Origin of the sequence: Bradyrhizobium diazoefficiens (genome assembly GCF_016616885.1) — a bacterium.
Classification (GTDB): Bacteria; Pseudomonadota; Alphaproteobacteria; order Rhizobiales; family Xanthobacteraceae; genus Bradyrhizobium; species Bradyrhizobium diazoefficiens_F.
The window spans coordinates 6374908-6387235 of sequence record NZ_CP067102.1; the positions used below are offsets into that span (position 1 = coordinate 6374908).

Annotated in this window: 15 protein-coding genes; 11 read left to right on the forward strand and 4 right to left on the reverse strand. The window is 64.9% G+C overall.

Annotated features, from left to right (window positions below):
• The first annotated feature begins 50 nt into the window (after positions 1-50).
• The 5 genes from JJC00_RS29620 to JJC00_RS29640 all read left to right on the forward strand — a co-directional run bounded on the left by JJC00_RS29620 (position 51) and on the right by JJC00_RS29640 (position 4210).
• The gene (locus JJC00_RS29620) at positions 51-569 is read left to right on the forward strand and encodes a DUF962 domain-containing protein (protein WP_200469356.1); all 519 of its coding nucleotides are present in this window, start codon (positions 51-53) and stop codon (positions 567-569) included.
• Positions 570-601: 32 nt separating this feature from the next.
• The gene (locus JJC00_RS29625) at positions 602-1633 is read left to right on the forward strand and encodes an NAD-dependent epimerase/dehydratase family protein (RefSeq protein WP_200469357.1); all 1032 of its coding nucleotides are present in this window, start codon (positions 602-604) and stop codon (positions 1631-1633) included.
• Between the two features lie 30 nt (positions 1634-1663).
• Entirely contained in the window at positions 1664-2290 is a 627-nt protein-coding gene (locus JJC00_RS29630) for a methyltransferase family protein (RefSeq protein WP_148775799.1), read from the forward strand.
• A 163-nt stretch (positions 2291-2453) separates the two neighbouring features.
• Entirely contained in the window at positions 2454-2663 is a 210-nt protein-coding gene (locus JJC00_RS29635) for a hypothetical protein (protein ID WP_200469358.1), read from the forward strand.
• A 242-nt stretch (positions 2664-2905) separates the two neighbouring features.
• Positions 2906-4210 (forward strand): PQQ-dependent sugar dehydrogenase, encoded by a 1305-nt coding sequence (locus JJC00_RS29640; protein WP_200469359.1) that lies wholly within the window; start codon positions 2906-2908, stop codon positions 4208-4210.
• A 3-nt stretch (positions 4211-4213) separates the two neighbouring features.
• Here JJC00_RS29640 and JJC00_RS29645 read toward each other — a convergent pair whose 3' ends face one another.
• Together JJC00_RS29645 and JJC00_RS29650 are read right to left on the reverse strand one after the other, a co-directional pair.
• Positions 4214-5038, reverse strand: coding sequence for an aspartate dehydrogenase (locus tag JJC00_RS29645; protein ID WP_200469360.1), 825 nt, complete (start codon positions 5036-5038; stop codon positions 4214-4216).
• A 38-nt stretch (positions 5039-5076) separates the two neighbouring features.
• Complete coding sequence (locus tag JJC00_RS29650; protein WP_200469361.1) at positions 5077-5994, reverse strand: LysR family transcriptional regulator; 918 nt, start codon at positions 5992-5994, stop codon at positions 5077-5079.
• 133 nt (positions 5995-6127) lie between these two features.
• Between JJC00_RS29650 and JJC00_RS29655 the strand changes: the two genes are divergently transcribed.
• The 5 genes from JJC00_RS29655 (at position 6128) to JJC00_RS29675 (ending at position 10018) form a co-directional block, all read left to right on the forward strand.
• Positions 6128-7426 (forward strand): MFS transporter, encoded by a 1299-nt coding sequence (locus JJC00_RS29655; protein WP_200469362.1) that lies wholly within the window; start codon positions 6128-6130, stop codon positions 7424-7426.
• Between the two features lie 21 nt (positions 7427-7447).
• Positions 7448-8521 (forward strand): tartrate dehydrogenase, encoded by a 1074-nt coding sequence (locus JJC00_RS29660; RefSeq protein ID WP_200469363.1) that lies wholly within the window; start codon positions 7448-7450, stop codon positions 8519-8521.
• Between the two features lie 324 nt (positions 8522-8845).
• The gene (gene hspD / locus JJC00_RS29665) at positions 8846-9304 is read left to right on the forward strand and encodes a small heat shock protein HspD (RefSeq protein ID WP_200474280.1); all 459 of its coding nucleotides are present in this window, start codon (positions 8846-8848) and stop codon (positions 9302-9304) included.
• 118 nt (positions 9305-9422) lie between these two features.
• Complete coding sequence (locus tag JJC00_RS29670) at positions 9423-9740, forward strand: hypothetical protein (protein WP_200469364.1); 318 nt, start codon at positions 9423-9425, stop codon at positions 9738-9740.
• Positions 9741-9769: 29 nt separating this feature from the next.
• Positions 9770-10018: a hypothetical protein gene (locus JJC00_RS29675; RefSeq protein WP_246773968.1), complete on the forward strand. Its 249-nt coding sequence runs from the start codon at positions 9770-9772 to the stop codon at positions 10016-10018.
• A gap of 334 nt (positions 10019-10352) precedes the next feature.
• Here JJC00_RS29675 and JJC00_RS29680 read toward each other — a convergent pair whose 3' ends face one another.
• Entirely contained in the window at positions 10353-11294 is a 942-nt protein-coding gene (locus JJC00_RS29680; RefSeq protein WP_200469365.1) for a LysM peptidoglycan-binding domain-containing protein, read from the reverse strand.
• A gap of 52 nt (positions 11295-11346) precedes the next feature.
• Here JJC00_RS29680 and JJC00_RS29685 point away from each other — a divergent pair, with 52 nt between their 5' ends.
• Positions 11347-11679, forward strand: a complete 333-nt coding sequence (locus tag JJC00_RS29685) for a hypothetical protein (protein ID WP_246773969.1) — start codon at positions 11347-11349, stop codon at positions 11677-11679.
• A 20-nt stretch (positions 11680-11699) separates the two neighbouring features.
• Here the strand turns inward: JJC00_RS29685 and JJC00_RS29690 are convergent, their stop codons facing one another.
• The gene (locus JJC00_RS29690; protein WP_200469366.1) at positions 11700-12323 is read right to left on the reverse strand and encodes a CGNR zinc finger domain-containing protein; all 624 of its coding nucleotides are present in this window, start codon (positions 12321-12323) and stop codon (positions 11700-11702) included.
• Positions 12324-12328: the final 5 nt, after the last annotated feature.

Sequence of the window (12328 nt, forward strand, 5' to 3'; positions counted from 1 at the left end):
GCTATAGGCAGTCTTCGCCCTTCCCCGACCCCGTGCCGCACGAGACCAAGATGGCTGGCTATTTTCAACGCCAACTGGCCGATTATGTCGAATACCATCGCGACCCCTGGAATTGCGCGATGCATGTGGTCGGCATTCTCCTGCTCTTCACCGGCGCGACGCTGCCGCTGACGCTGGTCCATTTCTCCGTGTTCGGGGTCGAGGTCAGCCTGGCGGTGATTTTGGCCCTGCCCGTACTGGTGTACTGGCTGATGCTGGACGCCGGGGTCGGGCTTGGCATCCTCGTCTCCATGATCGTGCTGCTTTCGGTCGCAACCGCGATCGGCAATCAGGTCTCGATTGCCATGATGTGGTCGATTTTTGCGGTGCTGATCGTGCTCGGCGTCGCATCGCAGATCGTCGGCCACAGGGTGTTCGAGGAGCGGCAGCCGTCGATGGTCGACCACCCCACGCATTTCCTGCTTGGACCGATGTTCGTCATGGCAAAATTTTACATTGCACTTGGTTTTCGTCGCGACCTTGCCGCGATTCTCGCGCCTCTTCGGGGCAACTCCCTTTCAACCCGATAGCTTTCTCGAAGCGGAACAGCAAAACCTACTTCATGGCTCCAGTACTGGTTACCGGTGGCAGCGGTTTCATCGGACAGCATCTCGTCGAAGCGCTCCGCGCCCGTGGGCAGCGGGTGCGTGTTCTCGATGTCCGGCCGCCGTCCGTCGCGAACGCGGACGTTGAATATGTGCACGGCTCGGTGCTGGACGGCGCCGCGGTCGATGCTGCGCTGTCCGAGGTAGATCAGGTCTATCACCTCGCCGGCCTGCCCGGCATGTGGGTCGCCAACAAGCGGGACTTTCACGACGTCAATTTCCGCGGCACCGAGGTCGTGCTTGCGGCTGCGATGAAGCGCGGCGTGTCGCGTTTCCTGCACTGCTCGACGGAATCGATCCTGTTTCCTTATGCGAACCTCAACGGCGTTTCCGCCGAGGAGGCGCTGCAGCCGGCCGACGCGATGCCCGGCGCCTATACGCGATCGAAGTCGCTCGCCGAGCATCACGCTGCGAGGGCCGCAGCCAGTGGCTTCCCGCTCGTGATCGGCACGCCGACCATGCCGATCGGCCCCGCCGACCACAATCTGACGCCGCCCACCGCGATGCTGTGGTACTTCCTGCAGAAGAAGGTGCAGCCGCATCTCGACTTCCTGGTCAACCTCGTCGACGTTCGCGACGTCGCCATGGGCCTGGTGCTGACGATGGAGCGCGGCCGCATCGGCCAGCGCTACATCCTCGGCGGCGACTGCGTCCGGCTCGGCCAGATCCTGCGGATGATGTCGGCGATGAGCGGACGGCGGCAATATCCGGTCGTCGTGCCCGGCAAGATCGCCGAGCTCTCCGCCATCATGCTGGAGTCGATCTCCAATCGCATCACCCGCCGTCCGCCCAACGGCACCGCCGAGGGCGTGCGCATCGCGCTTGCCGCCAGCGACCTTTCAATCGGCAAGGCCCGTAACGAGCTTGGCTATGCGCCACGCCCGATCGAGCCGGTGCTGCGCGAAACCATCACCCATCTGCTCGCCCGCGGCGGCCAGGCCGCGTCCAATGCCATCGAGCATCACGCGCTCTCGTCGCGCGCGAGCTGATCTGCTCCCCAACCCAAAGAACCTTTCCGCATGTCCTTCGATTTCAGCAAGCTTCTCTCTGTCGCCTGGGGCGGCTGGACCACGACCTGGCCGACCGAACTCCTGGCCCTGATCTGGCTCGCCTTTCTCGCCAGCTGGGTTGGCGCCTCGTTCTGGCAGGGGCGGACCAAGAAGCAGGTCATGACGCTGGAGTCGCAGCGCTATCGCCTGCCGATCCTGGTCGGCGGCATCCTGTACACGCCGTGGATTGCGGAAGTCATGGGCTGGAAGCCGCTCTGGGTGCTCGGCAATATCGGCATCTCCATCGCCGCGGTCCTCTCGGTCGCTGGCATCGCCTTCGCCTGGTGGGGGCGGCTGCACCTCGGAAAATTCTGGTCCAACACCATCACCCACAAGGAAGACCACCGCGTCATCGACACCGGCCCGTACGGTATCGTGCGGCACCCGATCTACACGGGGCTGATTTTCGGCATGCTCGTCACCGGCATCGCGATCGGCACGGTGACGACGATCCTCGGCGCGATCCTGATCTCGCTCGGCATGTGGCAGAAGGGCCGGATGGAAGAGGTGTTCTTGTCGAAAGAGCTCGGCGAGGATGCCTACGGCGCCTATTGCCGCCGTGTGCCGATGATCATCCCGTTCCTGTCGCCGCGGTGACGACGAGACAGCGCTCCAGCTCTACGTTGCTAACGTAGCAAGCAGCCATACCCTCGGTGTCGTCACGGCGTAGTTGCGCACTGGGCCGGGACGACACCTAGAGGAACCGCCCCTCCGATCGCCCGTTACCTCGACACCTGCACCAGCCGCAGAGCATCGAGCCATGTCGGATGCCTACTATTATTTTCGCGCGCACGCGATTGCGGCGGTCCGCAAGGCGCGGGCGCTGCCGCCCGGGCGGCCGAAGCTGAAGCAGCGCACGGTCGCGCGCGTCTATCATCTCCTTTCCAAGGAAGCCGCGCTCACCCCGAACGTCCATCACATCGAGGATTTCAGCAGCGCGCGACGGCTGGAGCGGCAGGTTCGCCGCTGATCCCCTATGCAAATTCGATCGGCTGCCATTCCGCGGGAATAGACCTCGGCTGAGTTCCGCGCAGGTTGACCTTTTGGTCACTACCAAGTTGGATGCGCGCGCAAAAGTCACGACGGCACGCAATCGTGGATCTGGAGAGGTCGACGATCAGGTAGAGATCAGGTCCTGGCCCGCGCGGGGCTTCGGACGAATCCTGGACAATCCGTCGTTGGACAGTGCCGCAGGTTCGACAGGGGATTTTCATGACATTTTCCAGCATCTTTGCGCAGTTCGTCGCGTTCGTCGGCGGCATCGCGCTGCAGTGGCGCAAGCTGTCGGGCACCACGCCGGCGCCGGCCTGGGGCCAAGCTCCGTCGATTCCCGAAGCGAAGCCGCAAGGCGCGCTGCCGACGCTGAAGATGCCGACCGCGCGCGGCTGGAGCGAAGGCCACAAGCCGACGGCCGCGCCCGGGCTCAAGGTCAATGCGTTCGCGACCGGCCTCGACCATCCGCGCTGGATCGAGGTGCTGCCTAATGGCGACGTGCTGATCGCGGAGGCGACGCAGATCGCGGGCGCCCCGAGGTCGGTGTTCCACTACGCGATGCAGGCGACGATGCGGCGCGCCGCGGCGCTCGGCGAGTCCGCCAACCGCATCACGCTGTTGCGCGACAAGGACGGCGACGGCGTGGCCGAGTCCCGCGGCGCCTTCATGGAGAACCTCAGCCAGCCGTTCGGCATGGCGCTGGTTGGCGACACCTTCTATGTCGGCAACACCGACGGCGTGATGGCCTTCCCCTATGTCGCAAACGCTGACCGCATCACTGCGCCGGGCAAGCGGCTCACCACCTTCAAGCCGAGCGGCCACTGGACGCGCAGCCTGCTGGCCAGCCCCGACGGCAAGAAGCTCTATGCCGGCGTCGGCTCGCTCAGCAACATCGCCGAGATGGGCATGGAGGTCGAGGAAGGCCGCGCCGCGATCTACGAGCTCGATCTCGCCGCCGGCACGCACCGCATTTTTGGCGCGGGCCTGCGCAACCCCGTTGGTCTTGCCTGGGAGCCGAACACCAACGTCCTCTGGACCGTCGTCAACGAGCGCGACGGTCTCGGCGACGAAACGCCGCCGGATTATCTCACCTCGGTGCGCGACGGCGGCTTCTATGGCTGGCCGTATTGCTACTGGGGCAAGACCGTGGACGACCGCGTGCCGCAGAATGCAGCGATGGTCGCCAAGGCGCTCACGCCCGACTACGCGCTCGGTGGCCACACCGCTTCGCTCGGCCTGTGCTGGATGCCTGCCGGCACCCTGCCGGGCTTCCCTGACGGCATGGTGATCGGCCAGCACGGCTCTTGGAATCGCAGCACGCTGTCCGGCTACAAGCTGGTGTTCATCCCGTTCGAGAACGGCAAGCCCTCCGGCCCCGGTCGCGACATCCTGTCGGGTTTCCTGTCCCCGGACGAGAAGGAATCCTACGGCCGCCCGGTTGGCGTCGTGATCGGCCCCGACAAGAAGTCGCTGCTGATGGCCGACGACGTCGGCAACGTGATCTGGCGCGTCGCCGGCGCGTAAAGATCACGTCCCCACACACAACGTGGCGCGCCGCTTACGCAGCAGCGCGATCACGGACAGCGCGGTGATCATCCCGGTCTTGGGATTCTCGGACGGAATGTTCTCGATACCCATCGAGAACCGCGCCGAATCCGCCTCGACCTCGATGCGATGAACATTGCGCGTCACCGTGGGGTCGGCCCAAACCTGCATCCGGGTGCGATCGGGGCCGATGCCCGCCAGCGACAGCGCAACGGCGACATTGACGTTCGCTGGAAAGCCCTTCGCCGCGTCGCGCGCGCTGCCCTCGAACAGCTTGAGCGGCTCGCGCAGATTGTCGATGTCGATGTTGTTCTGAACGATGAACGGCGCGCCCTTCAGCCCGTCGATCGGCTTGCGCGTGACCATCTTCACCGAATGAATGGTGCCGACCGCAGCGGCGTTGACCGCATCGAGCCCGATCAGCGCGCCAGTCGGGACGAGGATGCGACCGCCATTGGTGCGGGCGAGATCGACGAGATCAAAATTGTCGAGCAATCCGCCAACGCTGACCACGACCGCTGACCTGCCGCGCTTCACCGCAGGCTCCACGATCGCGCGCAGCTGGCTGCTCGGCGCGCATTCGACCACGATGTCGGCGGCGTCGCCGAGCTGGTCGATCGGCAGGATTTGCGGCGGGCGGCGCAGGCCGTTGAGAAACGCCTGATGCTTGGCGGAATCGCGCACCGCCACAGCCGACAGCACCAGTCCCTCGATGCCCTGATCGAGCGCTGTCGCAATCTTGCTGCCGATCGAGCCCAGGCCCGCGATGGCCACCCGCAACTCGTTCGAAGCCTTCTGTCCCGTCATCGCCTCACGCCTTCTCGCCAAGCCCAAGTCATAGCCGCTCACGCTTCCCGCGCATAGCTGCGCAGGCGCGTCTCCAGCACCGCCAGCACGGCATCGCGGGCCGGATCGCGCGAGCCGCGCAACCATGCCGCCGCCAGCGGCAGCCGCCCGACGGGGCCGCCTTGCTTCGGCCGGAGCGGCACGAAGCGCACGCCCGTCACCGCCATCCGCGTGGTCCAGCGCGGCACGATCGCGACGCCGAGCTTCGTGGCCACCAGATGGATGATGGTCTGCTTCTCGTCCGCGACCTGCACGATGCGCGGCGTCACGCCGGCCTGCTCGAACAGCTTGATCGTGAGGTCGTGGCTGTGCGGCCGCGAGCGACGGTCCGGCACCAGCATCGGCTCGTCGGCAATGTCAGCCAGCGTGATCGACTTGCGCCCGGCGAGCGCGTGGCGCTGCGGAAACGCCACGATCGCGGTCTCCTGAAGCAGAGCGCGGAGCTCGAGCCGCTTGTCCGGCCGGTCGGGCGGACGGACGAAGGCAAGGTCGAGCGCGCCGGTCAGGATTTTTGGCAACAGCCGGACGGTCTTGTCCTCGAGCAGCTGGACCGCGATCTCGGGATGTCCGGCGCGGAAGTCACGCAGCAGCGGCGGCAGCAACCCCGCCGCGGCGCTGTCGATGGCGCCGACCCGCAGCCGCCGCGCGGCGCCCGCGCGCGAGCGGTTGCGCAGATTGCTCTCCACGGCTTCGACCCGGGCCAGGATGGCGCGGGCGTCGCGCAGCAGCGTCGTGCCGTCCTCGGTGAGCGAGACCGCGCGGGTGGTGCGCGCGAACAGCCGCGTTCCCAAATCCTCTTCCAGGAGCCTGATCTGACGCCCGAGCGCTGACGGCAGCATCTGGAGATGCTGCGCGGCGCGGCCGAAATGCAGATGCTCGGCCGCCGCCACGAAGCATCGCAACTGATGCAATTCCATCCGCAGATCCTCTCGTCTCGCCGAAGAGGATTATATCATTTTTTTGTATAAACCAGCGCCAATTGAGTTCGCCCGCTGTCGCCGCCTAGGCTCGCTGCCACACGACGAAAATCGGAACTTGAGGGAGGCGAGAGTGGCGAGCGAGATTCAGACGCGCGTGCTGCGCAAGATCACCTGGCGCATCGTTCCCTTCATCATGCTGCTCTACTTCGTGGCCTTCATCGACCGCGTCAACATCGGCTTCGCCTCGCTGACGATGAACAAGGACATCGGCCTGTCGCCGACCGTCTACGGTTTTGGCGCCGGCATCTTCTTCTGGGGCTACTTTCTGTTCGAAGTGCCCTCCAACATCATCCTGCACAAGGTCGGCGCTCGGATCTGGATCGCGCGGGTGATGATCACCTGGGGCCTGGTCTCTGCCGCGATGGCGTTCGTGCAAGGCGCGACCAGCTTCTACATCCTGCGCTTCCTGCTCGGCGTCGCAGAAGCCGGCTTCTTTCCCGGCATCATCCTCTATCTCTCCTATTGGTTCCCGGCACGCCAGCGCGCCGCCGTGACCGCATTGTTCATGGCGGCGGCCCCGCTCTCGACCGTGCTGGGATCGCCGGTCTCCGGTGCGCTTCTGGAGATGGACGGCCTGTTCGGCTTCAAGGGCTGGCAATGGCTGTTCGTGCTGGAGGCGCTGCCGGCCGTGTTGCTCGGCTTCGTCGTGCTGGCATTCCTGACCGATCGGCCCGAGAAGGCGAAATGGCTCGCTGATGACGAGCGCCGCTGGCTGGTCGAGACCATGAATGAGGAGACCACCAGCAAGGCCGCGACCGCGAGCCACAGCATCTGGCGCGGGCTCGCTGATCCGCGCGTGCTGGCGCTGTCGCTGATCTACTTCGGCACCTCGGCCGGCCTCTATACGCTCGGCGTCTGGGCGCCGCAGATCATCAAGCAGTTCGGCCTGTCCTCGCTCCAGGTCGGCTTCCTCAATGCGCTGCCGGCCACGGCCGCCGTTGTCGCCATGGTGCTGTGGGCGCGGCATTCGGATCGCACCGGCGAGCGCACCTGGCATGTCATCATCGCCTGCCTGGTCGCCGCAGCCGGTCTTGCCTATGCCGGCCTTGCGACCGGGGTCGTCGCGGTGTTGATCGCGCTGACACTCGTGAGCGTCGGTATCTCCTCGGCAAAGCCGCCGCTCTGGAGCATGCCGACGCTGTTCCTGTCCGGCCCCGCGGCCGCGGCGGGCATTGCCACCATCAACTCGATCGGCAATCTCGGCGGTTTCGTCGGGCCCGCGATGATCGGCTGGATCAAGGACAAGACCGGCAGTTTTGTTGGCGGGCTCTATTTCGTCGCCGGACTGCTCGTTCTCTCGGCCATCCTGACCCTGCTATTGTCGCGTGCACAGACCGCGTCCGTCGAACCCGTCTCGCAATCCCACTGATCCCTCAAACGGAGCTTTCCCATGCGCACCCATTCGATCGCAGCCATTCCCGCCGACGGCATCGGCCCCGAGGTGATCTCGGCCGGGGTCCGCGTGCTGGAGGCTCTCGCAAAGCGCAGCGGCGACATCGCCTTCAACGTCAAAACGTTCGACTGGGGCTCGGACTATTACAAGAAGCACGGCGTGATGATGCCGGCCGATGGTCTCGCTGAGCTGAAGAAGTTCGACGCGATCTATTTTGGCGCGGTCGGCGCGCCCGACGTACCCGATCACATCACGCTATGGGGCCTGCGTCTGCCGATCTGCCAGGGCTTTGACCAGTACGCCAATGTGCGGCCGACCAAGATCTTGCCGGGCGTCGCCTCGCCGCTGCGCAATGTCGGCGTCGGCGATCTCGACTGGGTGATCGTGCGCGAGAATTCGGAAGGCGAGTATGCCGGCATGGGCGGCCGCGCGCACAGGGGCCTGCCCGAAGAGGTCGGCACGGAAGTGGCAGTCTTCACCCGCGTCGGCGTCACCCGGATCATGCGCTATGCATTCGAGCTCGCGCAATCGCGTCCGCGGAAATTCCTGACCGTGGTGACCAAGTCGAACGCGCAGCGCCATGGCATGGTGATGTGGGACGAGATCGCAGCCGAAGTCGCCAGTGAATTCCCCGACGTCACCTGGGACAAGATGCTGGTCGACGCCATGACGGTGCGCATGACGCTGCATCCGAAGAGCCTCGACACCATCGTTGCGACCAACCTCCACGCCGACATCCTCTCCGACCTCGCCGGCGCGCTCGCGGGCAGCCTCGGCGTGGCGCCGACCGGCAATATCGATCCGCAACGCCGCTTCCCCTCGATGTTCGAGCCGATCCACGGCTCGGCCTTCGACATCACCGGCAAGGGCATCGCCAATCCGGTGGCGACCTTCTGGACCGGCGCGCAGATGCTCGAGCACCTCGGCGAGAAGGACGCCGCCGTGCGGTTGATGAAAGCTATCGAGCAGGTCTGCGCCGCCGGCGTGCTGACGCCGGATGTCGGCGGCAAGGCGACGACGAAGGACGTAACGGATGCCGTGATCGACGCGATCCACGGCTCGAACGTGTAGTCATCTCCTCTCCGGTTCCGAAGCGAGCCCGATGAGCATCGCTCGCGCTGAGAGGGCCGGGACGAGGAGGTAGTCGTCGGCACAAAGGTGATGTGATGGCGGGTACGCGCCACCTCTCGCCTGGAGGCGAGCGCCTCCGGGACCAAGCCAGGGAGGCTCTAAAATTTTTTGACTCCCCTCTTGAAACCAAAACAGCGTTTTTTTATTTTTTTGCTGCCGCCGAGAGGTGGTGTCCCCGACGCCTGATGGGTTTGGGACAGCTGAGACGGGCACCGGTCGTGTCCGGTGTCGCTGTATCCATTTTGCTCTTTGGAGGATCTGGCTATGCGCACTTACGATTTCTCTCCCCTGTGGCGCTCGACTATTGGCTTCGACCGCCTCTTTGACCTCGTAGAAACGGCGCAGCGTGCGGGCGAGGACAACTATCCCCCCTACAACATCGAACGCGTCAGCGAGGATCGCTATCAAATTTCGCTTGCGGTTGCCGGCTTTTCACCCGACGAGATCTCGGTGACTGCCGAGCAGAATGCCGTCATCGTCGAGGGAAACCAGGCGGACAAAGCCGAACGCGAATATCTCTATCACGGCATTTCCGCTCGGCCCTTCAAGCGGCAATTCAACCTCGCTGACTATGTTCAGGTGAAGGGCGCTGCGTTCGAGAACGGTCTGCTGAAAATTGAGCTGATCCGGGAAATCCCCGAGGCCATGAAGCCGCGGCGCATCGCCATCAATGGCGCATCGAGCGGCAATGTGCGTCAGCTCGAAGGCAGAGCCGCCGCGTAAACCCTCGTCTGTTGGAGGTTAGTGCTTCCCGCCCGGTGACCGGGCGGGAGCTGCCTGCCCGCGACTGAGCCCGAACTCAATCCAGCGGTTTCTAACGAAAGGAGAAGGAGGACCTCTCATGATCCACGATGCCGATAACGTTATCGACCTCAACGCGATATTGCATCCTGGCTCTGTCTATGATCATCCCCGCGATGTCGTCCAGGATCCGACGATGTCGATCGCCGAGAAGCGTGCGATCCTCGCGTCCTGGGCTTCGGACGCGGCCAGCGTTGCGTCAAACCCGGCGCTCAGGGAGCTGCCCGGTGCGAGCAAAATCGTAACCATCGACGAGATTCTCGACGCGCTCGCCACGCTGGACCACCACCCGAAGGGACCTCCCGGCGGCAAGCCCGCCCGCTTGAAATCGACCTCACGTGCCGGGCTCGCAGCCTAGCAAACTGACTGTTCAAACGGACGACCACGATGATGGACGAAAACCTCGCCCTGTTGCGTGCGCACCGCAACAACATCAGCCGTTACCACCGGTTGCTCAAGACCGAACTGACGGAGTTCGAGCGGCGTTTCATCGAGAGGCGGCTGGCTGAGGAACGGTCAGCGATCGAGAAGGTCGCAGCCTCGACGTTTCCGTTGAGCTTCCAAGCTCAAGTCGGGACGACCAGGAACGCAACTTCGCCACCGGTTGCATGCAGCCAAGGTCAATCCAATGCCTGACGAATTCCCGACTTTCGAAATGTTCTTGAAGAAATGCGGCCGAAGAGCCTGGCGTTGGCGTCTATGCACGACGGAAGGGCACCTCGTCATGGACGGATCGGAAAGCGGCCGACCCGCAGCCAAGTATGCTGCCGAGAGAGCACTGTTTCTGATGCTTCTGTCCGCGCCCTATCGCCCGGCGAGCCGAGCATCCGCCACGGCGGGATCCTCGTTGGCGAACTCACCACCAAGACCGCTGCCTCGGCAGCAGATGCGTGGATGAAAGGGCGAGGCCCGACAGCACCCTGAAGGGTGCCGTCGGCCGGGCATTCCAGCGGCCCCTGCCCTCGAGAGTCTAGCGCCGGCTCGGCGTTACCGGCGTCGCCATCGCAGCCGCGGCGTCCGGCGGCGTCAAATGTCGCGGGACGATGATGGACTGACCCGGCGTGAGCGTCGCGTTCTCCGGCAGCGAGTTGCTCTGCGCGAGCGACCACAGCGGCACGCGGTTGGCGGCCGCAATGCTCTCCATGGTGTCGCCACGGCGGACCGGCGTGCGCACGCCGCTGTCCCACAATTCGACCAGCGTGTCACCCGGCACGAGATAGCGCAGCGGCACGGCATCGGCCTGGGTCTGCGCCTGAATGCGCGGCAATTGCGTCACCATCTCGACGATCTGGCGGTGGATGTCGTCCGACTTCTCGATGTTGATGTGCGAGACGCGGCCGTTCTCCTTCAGATCGTAGCTCGCATAATGGCCACGGAAGCCCGGCACCGCGACCACATTGCCGCCGCCGAGCACGCTGTCGGAAAGGAAGATGTTGATGAAGCGCTCGACATTGAGGGGCACGTCATCGGTCGCATGCGCGGGATCGATCGTGATGACGAGGCTGATCGGAACGTTCTCCTTGGCCGCCATCTCGGAGATGAGGACCGAGCACAACCCGCCCATGGAATGGCCGATCAGCACGATCGGCGCCGGCGATTCCTTGTAGCTCGCGATGGCGCGATTGCCGATGAATCGGCAGATGGTGAATTCGTAGACGTCGGCCGAGAAGCCGGCTGCGGTGAGCTTCTCGCTGAGCCGGTCCATGCCGGTCGAGAAGATCGGCCCCATGGCGCCGCGGAACAGGTAGACTTTTGGCGGCGGCAGCGGCTCGGCCGGCGGCGCCGGAGATGGCGGAGCGGCAGGCGCGACCGCAGTGTGCTTCGGCTTGGCCGGCGAGGCCGCGGCCATACCGGGCGTCGAGGCGAGCAGCGCAACCGCGGCCAACACCAAAAGTCGCCTTGGATCAATCATCAAGTCCTGCAGTCCCGCCACAGGAGGCCACAGGCCTCCCCCGGGGCGCTTAGTGACCACCGATTGGGTGGTTTTTGGGGCACGGAACCGAAGCCGTGGCGTCGCCGAGGCGATCCGCCGCATGTGGGCGGACTTCCTGCCAGGCGCAAAGCCAGGGCGGATGGATCCGGGGCTGGACCCGGACGCCACGGCGAACATCCTGATCGCCCTCATCGACGGATCCCGCGCAATGCCGATCCGCAATCCCAAGCTGGATATCAAGCAGAGCGCGGCGCATCTGAGGACGATGCTGGCCCGCTTCCTGAGCCCGCCCGCAGCGCGAGGTTCTGCGAGCAAGCCGCGCGATCAGGCCGGTCGTCCGCTCAAGCTGGTCAGGAAGCGATAGACCGGCTTACCCGCAGACCGTCACTGCCTGCTCTTCAACCGGCTGCGATGCGCCGCCTGCTTGGCGCGGTTGCCGCAGATCGCCATGGCGCACCATCGTCGCGCCCGCCTGCGGGTGTGATCGGCGAACAGCATCGTGCAGTTATGGCCCTCGCACGCCTTCACGTGCGAGAAGTCTTCGTCGCAGACGAATTTCGCCAGCGCTTCGCCGATCGGAAGCAGCAGGGATTCGGGCGATCGCCAATGCCGCATCCTTTGCAGCGCAAGCCCGCCACCGCCCTCCTCGTGACGCGGCGCGATCTGCCGAAACGACTCGTCGCGCGCCAAGAGGCTGTTGAGCGGCCCGAGCTCGTGCAGCGCCTTCGCAGTGAGCGGCCGGCCTGCATGCTCGACAACGAAGCCTCGAAACCACTCGCGCAAGGCGCGGGCCTGATCCGCCACCTTGTCCAGTTCGCCGGGCAAAGCGCGCGCCCTTGTCGCATCGAGCTCATCAGACGGAACGAACCTGGCCTGGTCCAGCCAGTCGATCAGACCATCGCCATCATTGATCCAATCGACGGGCGTATCGACCGGGGTCGCGACCGAGTTCAGGAAATCGAGACCGGACGAGTCGGCGATGAACATGGCGGGCAGTCTGTTGGACATGCTGG